We start from the raw sequence: 20541 nt of genomic DNA, 5'->3' as shown, positions 1-20541 counted from the left end.
AAAAAGCCTCTGCCCAGCGCGCCGCTGAGCAAGCTCATGAACAAGCCTCTGCCGGGCGGCAGCTTCCTGATGCTGCTGTTGTTCATCGCGGTGCTGGTCTCGGCCATTGCCGTGGCGTACAGCGCGCACACCAATCGCATGCTGCTCAACCAGCTGTACACCGAGCTGAACGACGCCGACAAAGTGCAGGCTGAATGGGGCCGCTTGATCCTTGAGCAGAGCACCTGGACTGCCCAGAGCCGTATCGAGGCCCTGGCGGCCGATCAATTGAAAATGCGCGTGCCCGACGCCGCCGAAATTCGCATGGTGACGCCATGATGAAACTCGAAGGCGCACTGTACCCGTGGCGGTTCCGGGTAATGGTCGGTTTGTTGATGAGCATGGTCGCGGCCATTTCCTATCGTATCGTCGACCTGCAGGTCATCGACCATGACTTCCTCAAGGGTCAGGGCGATGCCCGCAGCATGCGCCACATCCCGATTCCCGCCCACCGTGGCTTGATCACCGACCGTAATGGCGAGCCGCTGGCCGTCAGTACGCCGGTGACCACCTTGTGGGCCAACCCCAAGGAAATGCAGGCCGGCAAAGACAAATGGCCAGCGCTGGCGGCTGCCCTGCAGCAGGATCCCGCGCAACTGACCGAGCGTCTTGAAGCCAACGCTACCAAGGAGTTCATCTACCTGGTGCGCGGCCTGACTCCGGAGCAGGGCCAGACGGTGCTCGACCTCAAGGTACCGGGCGTCTACGGCCTCGAAGAGTTCCGCCGCTTCTATCCGGCTGGCGACGTGACCGCGCACATGGTCGGCTTTACCGACCTGGACGACCACGGCCGCGAAGGTGTCGAGCTGGCCTATGACGATTGGCTGGCCGGTGTGCCGGGCCGTCGTCAGGTGCTCAAGGATCGCCGCGGTCGTTTGATCAAGGACGTGCAAGTCACCAAGAACGCCAAGCCAGGCAAGACTGTGGCGCTGTCGATCGACTTGCGCCTGCAATACCTGGCGACCCGTGAATTGCGCAAGGCCATCACCGAGAACGAGGCGAAGGCTGGCAGCCTGGTGATCCTCGACGTCAAGACCGGTGAAGTACTGGCCATGGTCAACATGCCCACCTACAACCCCAACAACCGCCGAACCATGTTCCCGGCGGCAATGCGTAACCGTGCCATCACCGACGTGTTCGAACCCGGTTCGACCATGAAGCCGCTGTCGATGAGTGCCGCGCTCGAGACCGGGCGCTGGAAGCCAAGCGACAAGGTCGACGTGTACCCAGGGACCCTGCAGATCGGTCGCTACACCATTCGTGACGTGACCAAGACCGAAGGCCCGGTGCTCGACCTGACCGGCATCCTGATCAACTCCAGTAACGTCGGCATGAGCAAGGTCGCCTTCGATATCGGCGGCGAAGCCGTGTTCAAGGTGATGTCGTCGGTAGGCCTGGGGCAATATTCCGGCCTGGGCTTCCCGGGCGAGCGTGTGGGTAACTTGCCTAACCACCGCGAATGGCACAAGGCCGAAACCGCAACGCTCTCGTACGGCTACGGCCTGTCGGTGACCGCGCTGCAACTGGCCCATGCCTACGCGACCATCGCCAACCATGGCCGCCTGACACCGCTGTCGATCCTCAAGGTGGACAAACAGCCTGACGCGGTGCAAGTGATTCCGGAAAAAGTCGCCGACACCGTGCAGTGGATGCTCGGCCAGGTGATCGAAGACCCGCGCGGCGTCTATCGCGCACGGGTACCGGGCTATCACGTGATGGGCAAATCGGGTACCGCCCGTAAAGCCACCATCGGTTCGCGCGGCTATACCGAAAATGCCTACCGTTCATTGTTCGCCGGTTTCGGCCCGGCCGCCGATCCTCGGTACGCCGTGATCGTGGTCATCGACGAACCTGGCAAGGCCGGCTACTTCGGCGGCTTGGTATCGGCACCCGTATTCAGCAAGGTGATGTCCGGTACCTTGCGCCTGATGAACGTGCGTCCCGACAACCTGCCGAGCACCCCGCAGCAGCAGGCCGAAGCGGCTCCCGCTGCGGCCCCGGTCAAGGGAGGGCGCGGCTGATGGTCATGTCACTCAATCAGTTGTTCATCCAGGTCGAGCGCGATCCATTGATCCGCGAGTTGACTCTGGACAGCCGCAACGTACGGCCGGGCGACCTGTTTTTGGCGGTGCCAGGGCTCAAGGTCGACGGCCGCGATCACATTGCCGATGCCATTGCCCATGGTGCTGCTGCCGTGGCCTATGAAGTCGAAGGCGCCACCGTACTGCCCTTGACCGACATTCCGCTGATTCCGGTCAAGGGCTTGATCGCCCAGCTGTCAGACCTGGCCGGGCGTTTCTACGGCGAGCCGAGCCGGCAGATGAACCTGCTGGGTGTCACCGGCACCAACGGCAAGACCAGCGTCACCCAGTTGGTCGCCCAGGCGCTGGACTTGCTCGGCCAGCATTGCGGGCTGATTGGCACCTTGGGCACGGGTTTCCATGGCTCGCTGAAAAGCGGCCGCCTGACCACGCCCGATCCGATTGCCGTGCAGGCGACCCTGTCGGACCTGCGCAAGGCCGGTGCTCGCGCCGTGGCCATGGAGGTTTCCTCCCACGCGCTGGATCAAGGTCGCGTAGCGGCGCTGGACTTCGACGTGGCCGTGTTGACCAACCTGTCGCGCGACCACCTCGATTACCACGGCAGCATGCAGGCCTATGCCGACGCCAAGGCGCGTCTGTTCGCGTGGCGGACACTCAAGTGCCGCGTATTGAATCTCGATGACGACCTGGGCCGTGAACTGGCCGGTCGCGAGGCCGAATCGCGCTTGATCACCTACAGCCTCAAAGACCCAGCCGCTACCTTGTACTGCCGCGAAGCGTCGTTCGATGACAGCGGCGTGCGCGCCACGCTGGTCACCGCACAAGGCGAGCGCAGCCTGCGCAGCGGCCTGCTCGGGCGCTTCAACCTGAGCAACGTACTGGCGGCGGTCGGTGCCTTGCTGGGCATGGATTATCCACTGGACGACATCCTCAAGGTGCTGCCAGTGCTCGAAGGTCCGGTCGGCCGTATGCAGCGCCTGGGTGGCGGCAAGCGGCCCCTGGTGGTGGTCGATTACGCCCATACCCCCGATGCCCTGGATCAGGTGTTGCAGGCAATGCGTGCGCACGCCAAAGGCCAGCTGGTGTGCCTGTTCGGTTGCGGTGGCGACCGTGACAGTGGCAAGCGCCCCTTGATGGCCGCCGTGGCCGAGCGCCTGGCCGATCGCGTGGTCGTCACCGACGACAACCCGCGCAGCGAAGAACCGCTGGCGATTTTCGACGACATCCGTGCCGGGTTCGTCAACCCCGGCTCCGTGCCATTCGTGCCGGGCCGCGGGGCGGCCATCGCCCAGGCCATCGCCACTGCCGCTGCCGACGATGTCATCGTCCTGGCCGGCAAGGGCCACGAGGATTATCAGGAAATTCACGGCCAGCGCCTGCCGTTCTCCGATCTGAACGAGGCCGAAATGGCGCTCGCCACCTGGGAGCTCAATCATGCTTAAGCCCTTGGCATTGAGCGAAGTGTTACAGCCCTTGAACGGCCGCCTGCAAGGCGGCGATTGTCATTTTAGCGGGGTCAGTATCGACAGCCGCGCGATCGAGGCCGGGCAGTTGTTCGTCGCCTTGAGCGGGCCGAATTTCGATGGCCACAATTACCTGAACGATGTCGCCGGCAAAGGCGCTGTGGCCGCGCTGGTCGAGCGCCCCGTCGCCGACAGCGACCTGGCGCAGATCATCGTCGCCGATACCCGCGCCGCGCTCGGCCAGCTGGCGGCGCTCAACCGCGCCGCGTTCGACAAACCCGTAGCCGCCATCACCGGTTCCAGCGGCAAGACTACGGTCAAGGAAATGCTCGCGAGCATTCTGCGCACCCGCGGCCTGGTCCTGGCCACCCGCGGCAACTTGAACAACGATCTGGGCGCACCGCTGACCCTGCTCGAACTGGCGCCGGAGCACAGCGCCGCGGTGATCGAGCTGGGCGCTTCACGTCTGGGTGAAATCGCCTACACAGTCGGCCTCACTCGCCCGCACGTCGCCATCCTGAACAACGCCGGTACTGCCCATGTCGGCGAGTTCGGCGGCCCGGAAAAAATCGTCGAAGCCAAAGGCGAGATCATCGACGGTCTGGGCGCCGACGGTGTGGCCGTGCTCAACCTCGACGACAAAGCGTTTACCATCTGGCAAGCCCGTGCCGGCGCGCGTCAGGTGCTGACATTCGCCCTGAGCAACCCGAGCGCTGACTTCCATGCCAGTGCCATCAGCACAGACGCCCGCGGTTGCCCTAGATTCGAATTGCATTGCAAAGAGGGTGTGGCACCGGTGCAATTGAACCTGCTCGGCACCCATAACGTGCAGAACGCCCTCGCGGCCGCTGCGGCCGCCAGCGCCATGGGCGTTTCCCTGGCGGGCATCGTTGCCGGCCTTGACGCGGTGCAGCCGGTCAAGGGCCGCACCGTGGCGCAGCTGGCCAAGGCTGGCATGCGCGTCATCGATGACACCTACAACGCAAATCCCTCCTCCATGTGCGCGGCCATTGATATACTCGCCGGCTTTTCCGGTCGCACCGTCCTGGTGCTCGGAGATATCGGCGAGTTGGGCGAGTGGGCGATAGAGGGGCATCGGCAGGTTGGTGACTATGCGCGTGGCAAGGTTGACGCGCTATATGCCGTCGGGCCGCTCATGGCTCACGCCGTCAGTGCCTTCGGTGAAGGCGCCGCACACTTTTCCAGTCAGGCCGAACTGATTTCTGCGCTCGAGGCCGAGCAAGGTTCCGACACCACTATTTTGATCAAGGGTTCACGCAGCGCGGCGATGGAAAACATCGTCGCGGCCTTGTGCGTACCCGGCGGGGAGAAACATTAATGCTGCTGCTGTTGGCCGAGTATCTGCAACAGTTCTACAAAGGCTTCGCGGTCTTTCAATACCTGACCCTGCGCGGGATTCTGGGTGTGTTGACCGCGTTGGCGCTCGCCCTGTTTCTGGGCCCATGGATGATCCGTACCCTGCAGATGCGCCAGATTGGTCAATCGGTGCGTAACGATGGTCCGCAATCGCACCTGTCCAAGTCGGGCACCCCGACCATGGGCGGCGCGCTGATCCTCTCGGCGATCGGTGTCAGCACCTTGCTGTGGGCCGACCTGAGCAATCGCTATGTCTGGACCGTGTTGATCGTCACCTTCCTGTTCGGCGCGATCGGCTGGGTGGATGATTATCGCAAGGTCATCGAGAAAAACTCCCGCGGGTTGCCAAGCCGCTGGAAGTACTTCTGGCAGTCGGTTTTCGGCCTGGGCGCGGCGGTCTTCCTTTATATGACGGCGCCGGGCAGCAACGAAACCACGCTGATCATCCCGATGCTCAAGGACGCCAGCATTCATCTGGGCCTGGGCTTCATCGTGCTGACCTACTTCGTGATCGTCGGCTCCAGCAACGCGGTCAACCTTACCGACGGCCTCGACGGCCTGGCGATTCTGCCCACGGTCATGGTCGGCGGCGCGCTGGGCATCTTCTGCTACCTGTCGGGCAACATCAAATTCGCCGATTACCTGCTGATTCCCTATGTACCGGGGGCTGGCGAGCTGATCGTGTTCTGCGGCGCGCTGATCGGTGCGGGGCTGGGCTTCCTGTGGTTCAACACCTATCCCGCGCAAGTATTCATGGGTGACGTCGGCGCGCTGGCGCTGGGCGCGGCCCTCGGCACCATCGCCGTGGTGGTGCGTCAGGAAATCGTGCTGTTCATCATGGGCGGGGTGTTCGTGATGGAGACCTTGTCGGTTGTCATCCAGGTGGCGTCGTTCAAGTTGACCGGCCGCCGGGTGTTCCGCATGGCGCCGATCCATCACCATTTCGAACTCAAGGGTTGGCCTGAACCACGGGTCATCGTCCGATTCTGGATCATCACCGTGATTCTGGTGTTGATCGGCCTTGCCACCCTGAAATTGAGGTAGAACGAGTGTCTCTGATCGCTTCTGACCAATTCCGCATCGTTGTCGGCCTCGGCAAGAGCGGCATGTCCCTGGTTCGCTTCCTGGCGAATCGGGGCGTGTCCTTTGCCGTGGCCGATACGCGCGAGAATCCGCCAGAACTCGCGACCTTGCGCCGTGACTACCCGCACGTCGATGTGCGTTGTGGCGAGCTGGACGTCGAATTTCTTTGCCGCGCGTCCGAGCTCTACGTGAGCCCGGGCCTGGCGCTGGCGACCCCGGCCTTGCAGCAAGCGGCAGCCCGTGGCGTCACCCTGTCGGGCGACATCGAGCTGTTTGCGCGCAATGCCAAGGCGCCGATCGTGGCAATCAGCGGCTCCAACGCCAAGAGCACCGTGACCACCCTGGTGGGTGACATGGCGCGGGCCTCGGGCAAACGCGTCGCGGTGGGCGGCAATCTCGGCACCCCAGCGCTCGACCTGCTCGCCGACAACGTCGATCTATACGTGATGGAGCTGTCCAGCTTTCAGTTGGAAACCACCCATCATCTGGGCGCCGAAGTGGCGACCGTGCTCAATGTCAGTGAAGACCACATGGATCGCTACAGCGGGCTACCGGCCTATCACCTGGCCAAGCACCGGATCTTCCGCGGCGCCCGCCAGGTGGTGGTCAACCGCCAGGACGCGCTGTCGCGGCCATTGCTGACCGAAGGCCAGCCGTGCTGGACCTTCGGCCTCAATCGTCCGGACTTCAAGGGCTTCGGCCTGATCGAAGAAAACGCCGAGAAGCACTTGGCGTTCGAGTTCAAGACCCTGATGCCCGTCAGTGAATTGAAGATCCGTGGCGCACATAACTACGCCAACGCTCTGGCTGCGCTGGCGCTGGGGCACGCGGTCGGCTTGCCGTTCGCCGCCATGCTGCACACCTTGCGCGAGTTCGGCGGCCTGGAGCATCGCTGCCAATGGCTGCGCGAGCGTGCAGGGGTAAGCTATTACAACGATTCCAAGGCCACCAATGTCGGTGCCGCGCTGGCGGCCATCGAAGGCCTGGGCAGCGACATCGACGGCAAGCTGGTGCTGATCGCCGGCGGTGATGGCAAAGGGGCGGACTTCAAGCCCCTGGCCGCGCCGGTTGCCGCTCATTGCCGTGCGGTCGTGCTGCTGGGCCGCGATGCCGAGCAGATCGCCGCCGTGCTGGGCGACCGCGTGCCGCTGGTGCGCGTGCAATCGCTGGAGGACGCCGTGCTGCGCAGCGCCGAACTGGCCCAGCCCGGCGATGCCGTGTTGCTGTCGCCGGCCTGCGCGAGCCTCGATATGTTCAAGAACTATGAAGAGCGCGGACATTTGTTCGCCCGCGCCGTGGAGGCTTTGTCATGATTTTCGGTGTGATCAAGCCTTATCCGTCACCGCTGATCAGCGGCCGCGGTATCGATATCGATTTCCCCATGCTGGTCGGCTGCCTGGCGTTGCTGGGCCTGGGCCTGGTGATGATCACGTCGGCTTCGTCGGAAGTAGCCGCGGCGCAGTCCGGCAATCCGCTGTATCACATGATTCGCCACCTGATCTATCTGGCCATCGGCCTGGGGGCGTGCATCGTCACCATGATGGTGCCGATCGCCACCTGGCAGCGGCTGGGCTGGTGGATGCTGGTGGGTGCGTTCGGTCTGCTGGTGGCTGTGCTGCTGCCGGGCATCGGCCGCGAGGTCAACGGCTCGATGCGCTGGATCGGCTTCAGTTTTTTCAACGTGCAGCCTTCGGAAATCGCCAAGGTGTTCGTGGTGATCTTCCTTGCCGGTTATCTGGTACGCCGTCAGCAAGAGGTTCGCGACAGTTGGATGGGCTTTTTCAAGCCGTTCTTCGTGTTGCTGCCGATGGCAGGCCTGTTGCTGATGGAGCCGGACTTCGGCGCAACCGTGGTGATGATGGGCGCCGCGGCGGCCATGCTGTTCCTCGGGGGTGTCGGGCTGTTCCGCTTCGCGCTGATGGTGGTGTTGGCGGTGGCTTCGGTCATTCTGCTGGTCAAGGCGCAGCCTTATCGGATGGCGCGTTTGGTGACCTTTACCGATCCGTGGTCCGATCAGTTCGGTTCCGGCTACCAGTTGACCCAGGCGTTGATCGCGTTCGGGCGTGGCGAATGGTTCGGCGTCGGCCTGGGCAACAGTGTGCAGAAGCAATTCTATCTGCCGGAAGCGCACACCGACTTCGTGTTCTCGGTACTGGCCGAAGAGCTGGGCGTCGTGGGCTCGCTGTGCACCGTGGCGCTGTTCGTGTTCGTGTGTATTCGCGGCATGTACATCGGCATATGGGCGGAGCGCGCCAAACATTATTTCGCCGCGTACATGGCCTATGGTTTGTCGTTCCTGTGGATCGGACAGTTCTTGATCAACATTGGCGTGAACGTCGGCCTGCTGCCGACCAAGGGCCTGACCCTGCCATTCCTCAGTTACGGCGGCAGCTCGTTGGTGATCTGCTGCATGTGCCTGGGCTTGCTGTTGCGCATCGAGTGGGAAAGCCGTGCGGCGCTGGGCAGTGAAGAAACCGAATTCAGCGAAGACGATTTCGCCGAGGAGCCTGCCCATGGCCGGTAACGTGCTGATCATGGCCGGCGGCACCGGCGGGCACGTGTTCCCGGCCCTGGCCTGCGCGCGCGAGTTCCAGGCTCGTGGCTACAGCGTGCACTGGCTGGGAACCCCGCGCGGGATCGAGAACGACCTGGTCCCCCAGGCGGGTTTGCCGTTGCATTTGATCAACGTTGCCGGGCTGCGGGGCAAAGGTATCAAGTCGCTGCTCAAAGCGCCGTTCGTATTATGCAACGCGCTGTTGCAGGCGCGCCGTGTGGTGCGCCAGATCAGGCCGGTGTGCGTGCTCGGCTTTGGTGGCTACGTGACCGGCCCCGGCGGCCTGGCTGCGCGCCTGGCCGGCGTACCGGTGATCGTGCACGAGCAGAACGCCGTGGCCGGTACTGCCAATCGCCTGTTGGTGCCGTTTGCCAGCCGCGTCTGTGAAGCGTTCCCGAACACCTTCGGGGCGTCCAGCAAGCGCCGCACCACGGGTAATCCGGTGCGCCCTGAGCTGTTCCTCGAAACCCCTCGCCAGAGCCTCGCCGGGCGCAAGCCGCGCTTGCTGATCACGGGCGGCAGCCTCGGCTCCGAGCCGTTGAACAAGTTGCTGCCCGCCGCTTTGGCCCTGGTGCCCGCCGAATTTCGCCCAGAAGTCTTTCATCAGGCCGGCAAGAAACATGACCAAGTGACCCTTGAGCGTTACCAGGCTGCGGGTGTCGAGGCGCAGGTCGCGCCTTTCATCCAGGACATGGCCCAGGCCTATGGCTGGGCCGACATGATGGTCTGCCGCTCCGGTGCGCTGACCGTCAGCGAGCTGGCGGCGGCCGGGCTGCCGTCGTTCCTGGTGCCGTTGCCCCACGCGATCGACGACCACCAGACTCGCAATGCCGAATATCTGGCCCGTGAAGGCGCTGCCTTCCTCATGCCACAAGCGACAACCGGCGCGGCCCAACTGGCCGAGCGCCTGAAAGAGGTTTTGATGCAACCCGAGAAACTCAACCAAATGGCCGCCACCGCGCGCCGTCTGGCGAAACCCGATGCCACCCGTAATGTCGTCGATGTCTGCCTGGAGGTGGCCCATGGTTGAAAACCAGAAAGGCATCCCACAGCCAGAAATGCGCCGTATCCGCCGTATCCACTTCGTCGGTATTGGCGGCGTGGGCATGTGCGGTATCGCCGAAGTGTTGCTCAACCTTGGCTACAGCGTGTCCGGCTCCGACCTCAAGGCCTCGCCGGTTACCGAGCGGCTCAAGTCCTTCGGCGCCGAAATCTTCATCGGCCACCGCGCCGAGAACGCCGCTGTGGCTGACGTGCTGGTGGTGTCCAGCGCCATCAACCCCAGCAACCCCGAAGTCGCCACCGCCCTGGAGCGTCGCATTCCAGTGGTGCCGCGCGCCGAGATGCTCGCCGAACTGATGCGCTATCGCCACGGTATCGCCGTGGCCGGCACCCATGGCAAGACCACCACTACCAGCCTGATCGCCTCGGTGTTCGCCGCCGGTGGCCTGGATCCGACCTTCGTCATTGGTGGCCGTCTGAACGCTGCGGGCACCAACGCACAGTTAGGCACCAGCCGCTACCTGATCGCCGAAGCCGACGAGAGCGACGCCAGCTTCTTGCATCTGCAGCCCTTGGTCGCCGTGGTCACCAACATCGACGCCGATCACATGGACACCTACGAGGGTGACTTCAACAAGTTGAAGAAAACCTTCGTCGAGTTCCTCCACAACCTGCCGTTCTACGGTTTGGCCGTGGTGTGCCTGGATGATCCGGTGGTGCGCGAGATTCTGCCGCAGATCGCTCGGCCGACCGTGACCTATGGCGTCTGCGAAGAAGCCGACGTGCGCGCGATCAATATTCGCCAGGACGGCATGCTCACCCACTTCACCGTGCTGCGCCGCGACCGCGAGCCGCTCAATGTGTCGGTGAACATGCCGGGCCTGCACAACGTGCTGAACGCCTTGGCGACCATCGCCATCGCCTCCGACGAGGGCGTCAGCGATGAAGCCATCGTCCAGGGCCTGTCGGGCTTCCAGGGCGTCGGCCGGCGTTTTCAGATTTACGGCGAACTGCCCGTCGAGGGCGGCAGCGTGATGCTGGTGGACGACTACGGTCATCATCCCCGTGAAGTGGCCGCAGTCATCAACGCCGTGCGCGGCGGCTGGCCCGAGCGCCGCCTGGTGATGGTCTATCAGCCACACCGTTACACCCGAACCCGCGACCTGTACGACGATTTCGTCCAGGTGCTGGGCGAGACCAATGTGCTGCTGTTGATGGAAGTCTATCCCGCCGGCGAAGAGCCGATTCAGGGCGCGGACAGCCGTCAGATGTGCCACAGCATCCGTCAGCGCGGCCAATTGGACCCGATCTACATCGAGCGTGGCGTCGAACTGGCGCCGCTGGTCAAGCCGCTGCTGCGTCCCGGCGACATCCTGCTGTGTCAGGGTGCTGGCGATATTGGCGCCTTGGCGCCGCAATTACTTAAAAGTCCGTTGTTCGCCGGCGCCGTTGCCGGTCCAGGAAAGTTGAAATGACCGTTAGCGCCTACTCCTCTCTGTTTTCCACTATCGCGCCGAAGGACTTCGGTCGCGTGGCGGTGCTGTACGGCGGCAAAAGCGCTGAACGGGAAGTGTCGCTCAAATCCGGTGCGCAAGTACTGGGTGCGTTGCAGAGCGCCGGTGTTGACGTGTTCGGTATCGATGTAGGCGACGACCTGCTCGAGATTCTGCAACGCGAAAAGATCGATCTGGCGTTCATCATCCTCCACGGCCGTGGCGGCGAAGACGGCAGCATGCAGGGCCTGCTCGAATGCCTGGACATCCCTTACACCGGCAGCGGCATCCTCGCCTCGGCGTTGGCCATGGACAAACTGCGCACCAAGCAAGTGTGGAAGAGCCTCGGTTTGCCGACCCCTCATCACGCCGTGCTGGCCAGCGAGGCCGACTGTATTTTGGCGGGCAGGGAACTGGGCTTCCCTTTGATCGTCAAACCGGCCCATGAAGGTTCCAGTATCGGTATGGCCAAGGTGAACGGCGTCGAAGAATTGATCGCCGCCTGGAAGGACGCCAGTACCTACGATTCGCAAGTGTTGGTCGAACAATGGATCACCGGTCCCGAGTTCACTATCGCGACCCTGCGCGATCAGGTTTTGCCGCCGATCGCCCTCGGCACCCCGCACTCGTTCTATGACTACGACGCCAAGTACGTGGCCAACGATACCCAGTATCGGATCCCGTGCGGCCTCGACCCGGTCAAGGAGCAAGAGCTCATCGAACTCACCGCCCGCGCCTGCGAAGCCATCGGCATCGCCGGCTGGGGCCGCGTGGACGTTATGCAGGACACCGACGGCCAGTTCTGGCTGCTGGAAGTGAACACGACCCCAGGCATGACCGATCACAGCCTGGTCCCCATGGCAGCACGCGCGGCCGGTCTCGATTTCCAGCAGTTGGTGCTGGCGATCCTGGCCGCCAGTATTCCGGTACGAGGGTAACCCATGCAGGGCGCATCGATTCGTCACCAGATTCCCGCTCCGAGCCGCAAGCCGGTGCCCCGTGGCGCCAGTCGTATGGTGGCCAAGGAGCCGATGTCGGTGCGCCTGCCGAAGGCCAATTTCGGCTTTCTGAAAATGCTCATGTGGCCAATATTGCTGGTGGCGCTGGGCTATGGCACCTACATCGGTGCCCAGCGCCTGATGCCTTATGCCGACCGCCCGATTACCAAGGTCGCGGTGCAGGGCGACCTCAGCTACATCAGCCAGCAGGCGGTGCAGCAGCGCATTGCGCCCTACATCGCTGCGAGCTTTTTCACCATCGATCTGGCGAGCATGCGCACGGAACTGGAGAAAATGCCCTGGATCGCCCACGCCGAAGTGCGTCGGGTGTGGCCCGATCAGGTGGTGATCCGCCTTGAAGAACAGCTGCCAGTCGCGCGTTGGGGTGACAGCGCCCTGTTGAACAACCAGGGTGAAGCCTTCGCCCCGCGCGAGCTGGCCAACTATGAGCACCTGCCGCAGCTGTACGGCCCGCAGCGTGCTCAGCAACAAGTCATGCAGCAGTATCAAGTGTTGAGTCAGATGTTGCGGCCGCTGGGCTTCTCCGTCGCCAGGCTCGAATTGCGTGAACGCGGCAGCTGGTTCCTGACCACCGGTGCTGGCAGCGCCGGGCCGGGCATCGAATTGCTGCTAGGGCGGGATCACCTGATCGAGAAGATGCGTCGCTTTATCGTCATTTACGACAAGACGCTCAAAGAACAGATTACGAATATTGCGAGCATCGACCTGCGTTATGCCAACGGCCTGGCCGTCAGCTGGCGCGAACCGATTGCCCCGACCGGGGAAAAACCCGCGGTCGCGAAGAATTAAGAAGAGGCAGGACCATGGCAAACGTGCAAAGCGGCAAAATGATCGTCGGTCTGGATATCGGCACCTCCAAGGTGGTGGCGCTGGTAGGCGAAGTCGCGGCCGACGGCACCCTGGATATCGTCGGGATCGGTACCCATCCTTCCCGCGGCCTGAAGAAGGGCGTGGTGGTCAATATCGAGTCCACAGTGCAGTCGATCCAGCGCGCCATCGAAGAAGCGCAGCTGATGGCCGGTTGCCGGATTCACTCGGCCTTCGTCGGTGTGGCGGGCAATCATATCCGCAGCCTCAACTCCCACGGTATCGTCGCCATTCGCGATCGCGAAGTGAGCATGGCCGACCTTGAGCGCGTCCTCGACGCCGCCCAGGCCGTCGCCATTCCCGCCGATCAGCGCGTGCTGCACACGCTGCCGCAGGATTACGTGATCGACAACCAGGAAGGCGTCCGCGAGCCACTGGGCATGTCGGGCGTGCGCCTGGAAGCCAAGGTCCACGTGGTGACCTGCGCAGTCAACGCCGCGCAGAACATCGAGAAGTGCGTGCGTCGCTGTGGTCTGGAAATCGACGACATCATCCTCGAGCAGCTGGCCTCGGCCTATTCGGTATTGACCGATGACGAGAAAGAGCTGGGCGTGTGCCTGGTGGACATCGGCGGCGGTACAACCGACATCGCGATTTTCACCGAAGGCGCCATCCGCCACACGGCAGTGATCCCGATCGCCGGCGATCAGGTCACCAACGACATCGCCATGGCCCTGCGCACGCCGACCCAGTATGCCGAAGAGATCAAGATCCGTTACGCCTGCGCCCTGGCCAAGCTGGCCGGTGCCGGCGAAACCATCAAAGTGCCGAGCGTTGGCGATCGTCCACCGCGCGAGCTGTCCCGTCAGGCCTTGGCCGAAGTGGTCGAGCCGCGCTACGACGAGCTGTTCACCCTGATCCATGCCGAACTGCGTCGCAGCGGCTACGAAGACCTGATCCCGGCCGGCATCGTGCTGACCGGCGGCACTTCGAAAATGGAAGGGGCCACGGAGCTGGCCGAAGAAATTTTCCACATGCCGGTACGCCTCGGTGTACCGCACACGGTGCGCGGCCTCGGTGACGTGATCCGCAATCCGATCTATTCCACAGCAGTGGGTTTGTTGATGTATGGCCTGCAGAAGCAGTCCGATGGCGTCAACCTGTCCGGAATCAGCAGTAGCAGCAACAGCGGTTATGGCGAAGAAGAGAAAGCCCCAGTGCTAGAGCGGTTGAAGCGGTGGGTGCAGGGCAATTTCTAGCTTCAAAAGCGGTAATGGGCAGTAGGCGAAAAAACTAGAGAACTGAAGGAGAGGGAACATGTTCGAACTCGTAGACAACATCCCACAAAGCCCGGTCATTAAAGTGATCGGCGTTGGTGGTGGCGGCGGCAACGCGGTCAATCACATGGTCAAGAGCAACATCGAAGGCGTCGAGTTCATCTGCGCCAACACCGATGCTCAAGCCCTGAAAAGCATTGGTGCACGCACCATTCTGCAACTGGGTACCGGCGTCACCAAGGGCCTGGGCGCAGGCGCCAACCCGGAAGTCGGTCGTCAGGCCGCTCTCGAAGATCGCGAGCGCATCGCTGAAGTGCTGGCGGGCACCAACATGGTTTTCATCACCACCGGCATGGGTGGCGGTACCGGTACCGGTGCGGCCCCGATCATTGCCGAAGTGGCGAAGGAAATGGGCATCCTGACCGTTGCGGTGGTCACGCGTCCGTTCCCGTTCGAAGGCCGCAAGCGCATGCAGATCGCCGACGAAGGCATCCGTATGCTGTCGGAAAGCGTCGATTCGCTGATCACCATCCCGAACGAGAAACTGCTGACCATCCTCGGCAAGGACGCCAGCCTGCTGTCGGCTTTCGCCAAGGCCGACGACGTGCTGGCCGGTGCCGTTCGCGGTATCTCGGACATCATCAAGCGTCCGGGCATGATCAACGTCGACTTCGCCGACGTGCGTACCGTGATGAGCGAGATGGGCATGGCGATGATGGGCACTGGCTGCGCCAGCGGTCCTAATCGTGCACGTGAAGCCACCGAGGCGGCGATTCGCAACCCGCTGCTCGAGGACGTCAACCTGCAAGGTGCTCGCGGTATCCTGGTGAACATCACCGCAGGTCCCGACCTGTCGCTGGGCGAGTACTCGGATGTCGGTAGCATCATCGAAGCGTTCGCCTCCGAACACGCGATGGTCAAGGTCGGCACCGTGATCGATCCCGATATGCGCGACGAGCTGCACGTGACTGTAGTCGCGACGGGCCTGGGCGCGAAAATCGAGAAGCCGGTGAAGATCATCGACAACACCTTGCAGACCATGTCCGCACAGTCCGCCGCTCCAGCGCCTGCCCGTCAGGAACTGCCATCGGTGAACTACCGTGACCTGGATCGTCCGACCGTCATGCGCAATCAGGCTCAGGCCGGTGCCGCTGCGGCCGCGAAGCTGAATCCGCAAGATGATCTGGATTATCTGGACATCCCGGCCTTCCTGCGTCGCCAGGCCGATTAATGCAATTTATCAGGGGTATTAGGGTGATTGGTGTTCAGCAAAGGTCGGAGCTGCTATTATCGCCAGCCTTTGTTGATACCAGTTCGCAATTTGCGCTGAAGCGGCCAATGCCATGATTAAACAACGCACCCTGAAGAATATTATCCGTGCCACTGGGGTAGGCCTGCACTCTGGGGAGAAGGTATACCTGACCCTCAAGCCTGCACCGGTGGATACCGGCATCGTCTTCGTTCGCGCCGACCTGGACCCGATCGTCCAGATTCCCGCTCGCGCGGAAAACGTCGGCGAGACAACGATGTCGACCACTCTGGTCAACGGCGATACCAAGGTAGACACGGTGGAGCATCTGCTCTCGGCCATGGCTGGCCTGGGCATCGATAACGCCTACGTCGAGCTCTCCGCGTCCGAAGTCCCGATCATGGATGGTAGCGCTGGACCCTTCGTATTCCTGATTCAATCGGCCGGCCTGGAAGAGCAGGACGCCGCCAAGAAATTCATCCGCATCCTGCGCGAAGTGACAGTGGAAGACGGCGACAAGCGCGCCACTTTCGTCCCTTTCGAAGGCTTCAAGGTGAGTTTCGAGATCGATTTCGATCACCCTGTGTTCCGTGACCGCACCCAGATTGCCAGCGTGGATTTTTCCAGCACTTCGTTCGTGAAAGAAGTCAGCCGCGCGCGCACTTTCGGTTTCATGAGTGACCTCGAGTACCTGCGCAAGCACAACCTCGCACTCGGTGGTAGCGTCGAAAACGCTATCGTGGTCGACAAGGACGGCGTGCTCAACGAAGACGGCCTGCGGTATGAGGACGAGTTCGTCAAGCACAAGATCCTCGACGCCATTGGTGACCTCTACCTGCTGGGCAACAGCCTGATCGGTGAGTTCCAGGGCTTCAAGTCGGGCCATGCACTGAACAACCAGCTTCTGCGCAAGCTCATTGCACAGAAAGATGCCTGGGAAGTGGTGACTTTCGAAGATGCCAGTACGGCACCGATCTCTTACATGCGTCCTGTCGCGGCCGTGTAAGTACAGTTTCGAACGTTTCTCTCTCAGTTTGAAAAGCCATCTTCGGGTGGCTTTTTTTATGGTCGCTTTTCGAGGGCGGGGTGTGGTGCTTTGCTGCGGGCCTGTGCGGCTCGCCCTGCCCATTGGCCCTTCGCCAAGGCTCAGGGTACCCGCGTGCAGACGCCTGAAGAGAGGGCACGGCGCAATGGGCCATCCATGGCCCAACACGCCTGACCCGGCATCCTGTCGGGATCTCCCTCTCTTCAGGCGCCTGCACGCGGCCTGCTGGAGGGGCGATCCGCACAGGCCCGCAGCAAAGCACCAGCCGAGATTTGAGGTGCGTGGAGCAGCTTTGAAAAGCTGAACAAACGACGCAGATGTCACTGTTCTGCTTTCGAGGCGGTCTTGGGGTTGCGGCCCCCTTCCAGCAGGCCGCGTTTCGACGCACTGGCGAGGGGATAGCCGGCATGGATGCCGGCTAAGCCCCGTTGGGCCACGGAAGGCCCATCGGGGCGTGCCCCTCGCCAGTGCGTCGAAGCGCGGGCACCCTGAGCCAAGGCGAAGGGCCAATGGCGGGGGCCGCAACCCCAAGGCCGGCTCGAAAGCAGAACCACCCCGATCCCCAACCCACTCTGGTCATCAAGCGGCCGTAAACCCAGCCCAGGCCGACACCCACGCGATCAAGTTTTAGGCTTGCCATGACTGGCCAATCGCTCCAGCGCCGCACGCAACCCAGGATTGGTAATCCCCTCGGCAGTGGCCTGGATATTCTCGGCCGAGCGTACCGACAGATCGATCGCATGCCCGGCCGCTGCGCTCTGCACCGTGGGCGGTTGCACCTTGAAGAGGATGCGCGTCAGGCTGGCGAATTCCTCCAGCGCCGTGAGATCGCGCTGCAGGCGTTTTTGCTGGTAGCGCAGGCGTGTGGCCCAGTGCCCGTCGGTGACCACCAGCAGCAAAGTGCCTTCGCGCCACGACGCCACGCGGCAGAATTCCCGCGCCGCAGGTTGCAGCTGACTCTCGAGCAATCGTTGCAGATGACCCAGACGCTGGGCCTGGCTGAACAGCGCCTTCAGCGGCTTGGCTTCGCGCAACAAGGCGGCGGGAGCCTTGGCGGGGAGGGGGCGAAAGGCCATGGGGGGGACACCGGAGGTTACAGAGCACCTATGGTAACAGATGCCCTGGCAACATAACTTATGCGTCAATGGGTTGAAGTTGACGCAAAAGCCCTTATTGTAAAAAAGCCCCGTCACAGCGCTGTGCCAGCATCGTGGACATCGAGCCACTTTCCTCTCCATCGTTTCCGGGTAGAATGCTCGTTCGCATGCGGCCATCAGGGCTGCTCGGGCGACTCACGGGGCCGCCCTCCATCCCTATGTGTGGAAGAAACTGCCGATATGTTTGCGCCTTTGTTAAAGAAACTTTTTGGAAGCAAGAACGAGCGTGAAGTCAAACGCATGCTCAAGACGGTTGCTGTCGTCAATGCCTTCGAAGAGCAAATGGTGGCCCTCTCGGACGAGCAATTGCGCGCCAAGACCGAGGAGTTCAAGGCCCGCCTGGCAAAAGGTGAGACTCTCGATAAGCTGCTGCCTGAAGCCTTCGCCGTGTGCCGGGAGGCCGGCAAGCGCATCATGGGTATGCGCCACTTCGACGTTCAGCTGATCGGCGGCATGACGCTGCATGAAGGCATGATCGCCGAGATGCGTACCGGTGAGGGCAAGACCCTCTGCGCGACCCTGGCGGTATATCTCAACGCACTGTCCGGCAAAGGCGTGCACGTGGTCACGGTCAACGACTACCTGGCCCGTCGCGACGCCAACTGGATGCGTCCGCTGTACGAATTCCTCGGCCTCACCGTGGGCGTCGTCACGCCGTTCGCGCCGCCTGACGAAAAACGCATCGCCTACGCTTCGGACATCACCTACGGCACCAACAACGAATTCGGTTTCGACTACCTGCGCGACAACATGGCGTTCAGCCTGGAAGAGAAATTCCAGCGCGAACTCAATTTCGCCGTGATCGACGAAGTCGACTCCATCCTCATCGACGAAGCCCGTACGCCGCTGATCATCTCCGGCCAGGCCGAAGACAGCTCGCGCCTGTACACCGAGATCAACCGCCTGATCCCGCGTCTGGAACAGCACATCGAAGAAGTCGAAGGCGAAGTCACCAAAGAAGGGCACTTCACCGTCGACGAGAAGAGCCGTCAGGTCGAGCTCAACGAAGCCGGCCACCAGTTCATCGAGGAGATGCTCACCCAGGTCGGCTTGCTGGCCGAAGGCGAGAGCCTCTACTCGGCGCACAACCTGGGCCTCTTGACCCACGTGTATGCCGGTCTGCGCGCTCACAAGCTGTTCAATCGCAACGTCGAGTATATCGTCCAGGACGGCCAGATCCTGCTGGTCGACGAGCATACCGGCCGTACCATGCCGGGCCGTCGCCTGTCCGAAGGCCTGCACCAGGCCATCGAGGCCAAAGAGAACCTCAACATCCAGGCCGAAAGCCAGACCCTGGCGTCGACCACCTTCCAGAACTACTTCCGCCTCTACAACAAGCTGTCCGGCATGACCGGTACGGCTGACACCGAAGCGTTCGAGTTCCACCAGATCTATTCCCTCAATGTCATGGTCATCCCGCCCAACCGTCCGTTGGCGCGCAAGGATTTCAACGACTTGGTGTACCTGACCGCGGACGAGAAATACGCGGCCATCGTCACCGACATCAAGGAAAGCATGGCGTTGGGGCGACCGGTGCTGGTCGGTACGGCCACCATCGAAACCTCCGAGCATATGTCCGCCTTGCTCGACAAGGAAGGCATCGAGCACAAGGTGCTCAACGCCAAGTTCCACGAGAAGGAAGCCGAGATCATCGCCCAGGCGGGCCGTCCGGGCGCGCTGACCATCGCTACCAACATGGCTGGTCGCGGTACCGACATCCTGCTGGGCGGCAACTGGGAGGTCGAAGTGGCCTCGCTCGAAAATCCGACCCCCGAGCAGATCGCCCAGATCAAGGCCGACTGGCAGAAGCGTCACCAGCAGGTTCTCGAGTCCGGTGGCCTGCACGTGATCGCCTCCGAGCGTCACGAGTCGCGCCGTATCGACAACCAGCTGCGGGGTCGTGCCGGTCGTCAGGGCGACACCGGTTCGAGCCGCTTCTACCTGTCGCTCGAAGACAGCCTGATGCGTATCTTCGCCTCCGACCGCGTGAAGAACTTCATGAAGGCACTGGGCATGCAGTCCGGTGAGGCCATCGAACACCGCATGGTCACCAACGCCATCGAAAAGGCGCAGCGCAAGGTCGAAGGCCGCAACTTCGATATCCGCAAGCAACTGCTGGAGTTCGACGACGTCGCCAACGAGCAGCGCAAAGTGATCTATCACATGCGCAACAGCTTGCTGGCCATGGTCAACATCGGCGAAACCATTGCTGACTTCCGCCAGGAAGTGCTGAACAACACCATCGCCACCCACATTCCGCCGCAATCGCTGCCTGAGCAGTGGGACGTGGCCGGTCTCGAGGCGGCGTTGTTCACCGACTTCGGCGTCAAGCTGCCGGTTCAGCAATGGCTCGACGACGACGCCCAGCTGTATGAAGAAACCCTGCGCGAAAAACTCTTGGCCGAGCTGCTGCTGGCCTACAACGAGAAAGAAGAGCAGGCCAGTGCTGACGCGCTGCGCACCTTCGAGAAGCAGATCCTGCTGCGCGTCCTTGACGACCTGTGGAAAGACCACCTGTCGACCATGGACCACCTGCGTCACGGTATCCACTTGCGCGGCTACGCTCAGAAGAACCCGAAGCAGGAATACAAGCGCGAGTCGTTCACCCTGTTCCAGGAACTGCTGGACTCGATCAAGCGCGACACCATCCGCGTGTTGTCGCACGTTCAGGTGCGTCGCGAAGACCCGATCGAGGAAGAAGCCCGCCTGCGTCAAGAGGCCGAAAACCTGGCCTCTCGGATGCAGTTCCAGCACGCCGAAGCGCCTGGCCTGGATCAGCCTGAAACGCTGGCACTGGAAGAGCCGGTGGACGTTGCCCTGGCAGTTTCCGAGCCGGTGCGCAACGACCAGAAGCTCGGCCGCAACGAGCTGTGCTGGTGTGGTTCGGGCAAGAAATTCAAGCACTGTCACGGCAAGATTGACTGACAGCTGCCG

The 20541-nt window shown here is 62.4% G+C and carries 16 protein-coding genes; 15 read left to right on the top strand and 1 reads right to left on the bottom strand.

The window, feature by feature from the left end:
* Positions 1–24: 24 nt before the first annotated feature.
* From ftsL to lpxC, 14 genes are all read left to right on the top strand, one after another.
* On the top strand, positions 25–318 hold the full coding sequence (gene ftsL / locus REH34_RS10885; RefSeq protein WP_226503668.1) for a cell division protein FtsL: 294 nt from the start codon (positions 25–27) through the stop codon (positions 316–318).
* Positions 318–2060: a penicillin-binding protein 2 gene (locus tag REH34_RS10880; protein ID WP_226503669.1), complete on the top strand. Its 1743-nt coding sequence runs from the start codon at positions 318–320 to the stop codon at positions 2058–2060. The genes ftsL and REH34_RS10880 overlap by 1 nt, the downstream gene beginning before the upstream one ends.
* Positions 2060–3523 carry a UDP-N-acetylmuramoyl-L-alanyl-D-glutamate--2,6-diaminopimelate ligase gene (locus REH34_RS10875; RefSeq protein ID WP_409373278.1) on the top strand — a complete coding sequence of 488 codons (1464 nt, stop codon included), beginning with the start codon at positions 2060–2062 and terminating at the stop codon, positions 3521–3523. Before REH34_RS10880 ends, REH34_RS10875 begins: the two co-directional genes overlap by 1 nt.
* Positions 3516–4883: a UDP-N-acetylmuramoyl-tripeptide--D-alanyl-D-alanine ligase gene (gene murF / locus REH34_RS10870; protein ID WP_311971640.1), complete on the top strand. Its 1368-nt coding sequence runs from the start codon at positions 3516–3518 to the stop codon at positions 4881–4883. Before REH34_RS10875 ends, murF begins: the two co-directional genes overlap by 8 nt.
* Positions 4883–5965, top strand: a complete 1083-nt coding sequence (gene mraY, locus REH34_RS10865) for a phospho-N-acetylmuramoyl-pentapeptide-transferase (RefSeq protein WP_311971639.1) — start codon at positions 4883–4885, stop codon at positions 5963–5965. Before murF ends, mraY begins: the two co-directional genes overlap by 1 nt.
* A gap of 5 nt (positions 5966–5970) precedes the next feature.
* Positions 5971–7317 (top strand): UDP-N-acetylmuramoyl-L-alanine--D-glutamate ligase, encoded by a 1347-nt coding sequence (murD, locus tag REH34_RS10860; RefSeq protein ID WP_311971638.1) that lies wholly within the window; start codon positions 5971–5973, stop codon positions 7315–7317.
* Positions 7314–8528, top strand: coding sequence for a putative lipid II flippase FtsW (gene ftsW / locus REH34_RS10855; RefSeq protein WP_260524665.1), 1215 nt, complete (start codon positions 7314–7316; stop codon positions 8526–8528). Before murD ends, ftsW begins: the two co-directional genes overlap by 4 nt.
* On the top strand, positions 8518–9588 hold the full coding sequence (gene murG / locus REH34_RS10850; protein ID WP_226502927.1) for an undecaprenyldiphospho-muramoylpentapeptide beta-N-acetylglucosaminyltransferase: 1071 nt from the start codon (positions 8518–8520) through the stop codon (positions 9586–9588). Before ftsW ends, murG begins: the two co-directional genes overlap by 11 nt.
* Positions 9581–11035, top strand: coding sequence for a UDP-N-acetylmuramate--L-alanine ligase (gene murC, locus REH34_RS10845; protein ID WP_226502928.1), 1455 nt, complete (start codon positions 9581–9583; stop codon positions 11033–11035). The genes murG and murC overlap by 8 nt, the downstream gene beginning before the upstream one ends.
* Complete coding sequence (locus tag REH34_RS10840; RefSeq protein ID WP_311971637.1) at positions 11032–11991, top strand: D-alanine--D-alanine ligase; 960 nt, start codon at positions 11032–11034, stop codon at positions 11989–11991. The genes murC and REH34_RS10840 overlap by 4 nt, the downstream gene beginning before the upstream one ends.
* 3 nt (positions 11992–11994) lie before the next feature.
* Positions 11995–12861, top strand: a complete 867-nt coding sequence (locus REH34_RS10835; protein ID WP_311971636.1) for a cell division protein FtsQ/DivIB — start codon at positions 11995–11997, stop codon at positions 12859–12861.
* Positions 12862–12875: 14 nt separating this feature from the next.
* Entirely contained in the window at positions 12876–14138 is a 1263-nt protein-coding gene (ftsA, locus tag REH34_RS10830) for a cell division protein FtsA (protein ID WP_226502931.1), read from the top strand.
* A gap of 58 nt (positions 14139–14196) precedes the next feature.
* Positions 14197–15387: a cell division protein FtsZ gene (gene ftsZ / locus REH34_RS10825; RefSeq protein ID WP_226502932.1), complete on the top strand. Its 1191-nt coding sequence runs from the start codon at positions 14197–14199 to the stop codon at positions 15385–15387.
* Between the two features lie 112 nt (positions 15388–15499).
* On the top strand, positions 15500–16411 hold the full coding sequence (gene lpxC, locus REH34_RS10820) for a UDP-3-O-acyl-N-acetylglucosamine deacetylase (RefSeq protein WP_226502933.1): 912 nt from the start codon (positions 15500–15502) through the stop codon (positions 16409–16411).
* Positions 16412–17070: 659 nt separating this feature from the next.
* Here lpxC and REH34_RS10815 read toward each other — a convergent pair.
* A complete protein-coding gene (locus tag REH34_RS10815) occupies positions 17071–17526 on the bottom strand; it encodes a DUF721 domain-containing protein (protein ID WP_226502934.1) in 456 nt (151 codons plus the stop codon).
* Between the two features lie 261 nt (positions 17527–17787).
* Here REH34_RS10815 and secA point away from each other — a divergent pair, with 261 nt between their 5' ends.
* Positions 17788–20532: a preprotein translocase subunit SecA gene (gene secA, locus REH34_RS10810; protein ID WP_226502935.1), complete on the top strand. Its 2745-nt coding sequence runs from the start codon at positions 17788–17790 to the stop codon at positions 20530–20532.
* The last annotated feature ends 9 nt before the right edge of the window (positions 20533–20541 follow it).

It is taken from the genome of Pseudomonas baltica, assembly GCF_031880315.1.
Taxonomy (GTDB): Bacteria; Pseudomonadota; Gammaproteobacteria; order Pseudomonadales; family Pseudomonadaceae; genus Aquipseudomonas.
This window is presented reverse-complemented; position numbering and strand designations above follow the sequence as displayed.

What these genes read in the sequence shown, in the direction of transcription:
- REH34_RS10880 (WP_226503669.1), top strand. Translation starts at nt 318, where the DNA reads ATGAAACTCGAAGGCGCACTGTACCCGTGGCGGTTCCGGGTAATGGTC.
- REH34_RS10875 (WP_409373278.1), top strand. Translation starts at nt 2,060, where the DNA reads ATGGTCATGTCACTCAATCAGTTGTTCATCCAGGTCGAGCGCGATCCA.
- murF (WP_311971640.1), top strand. Translation starts at nt 3,516, where the DNA reads ATGCTTAAGCCCTTGGCATTGAGCGAAGTGTTACAGCCCTTGAACGGC.
- mraY (WP_311971639.1), top strand. Translation starts at nt 4,883, where the DNA reads ATGCTGCTGCTGTTGGCCGAGTATCTGCAACAGTTCTACAAAGGCTTC.
- ftsW (WP_260524665.1), top strand. Translation starts at nt 7,314, where the DNA reads ATGATTTTCGGTGTGATCAAGCCTTATCCGTCACCGCTGATCAGCGGC.
- murG (WP_226502927.1), top strand. Translation starts at nt 8,518, where the DNA reads ATGGCCGGTAACGTGCTGATCATGGCCGGCGGCACCGGCGGGCACGTG.
- murC (WP_226502928.1), top strand. Translation starts at nt 9,581, where the DNA reads ATGGTTGAAAACCAGAAAGGCATCCCACAGCCAGAAATGCGCCGTATC.
- REH34_RS10840 (WP_311971637.1), top strand. Translation starts at nt 11,032, where the DNA reads ATGACCGTTAGCGCCTACTCCTCTCTGTTTTCCACTATCGCGCCGAAG.
- REH34_RS10835 (WP_311971636.1), top strand. Translation starts at nt 11,995, where the DNA reads ATGCAGGGCGCATCGATTCGTCACCAGATTCCCGCTCCGAGCCGCAAG.
- ftsA (WP_226502931.1), top strand. Translation starts at nt 12,876, where the DNA reads ATGGCAAACGTGCAAAGCGGCAAAATGATCGTCGGTCTGGATATCGGC.
- ftsZ (WP_226502932.1), top strand. Translation starts at nt 14,197, where the DNA reads ATGTTCGAACTCGTAGACAACATCCCACAAAGCCCGGTCATTAAAGTG.
- lpxC (WP_226502933.1), top strand. Translation starts at nt 15,500, where the DNA reads ATGATTAAACAACGCACCCTGAAGAATATTATCCGTGCCACTGGGGTA.
- REH34_RS10815 (WP_226502934.1), bottom strand. Translation starts at nt 17,526, where the DNA reads ATGGCCTTTCGCCCCCTCCCCGCCAAGGCTCCCGCCGCCTTGTTGCGC.
- secA (WP_226502935.1), top strand. Translation starts at nt 17,788, where the DNA reads ATGTTTGCGCCTTTGTTAAAGAAACTTTTTGGAAGCAAGAACGAGCGT.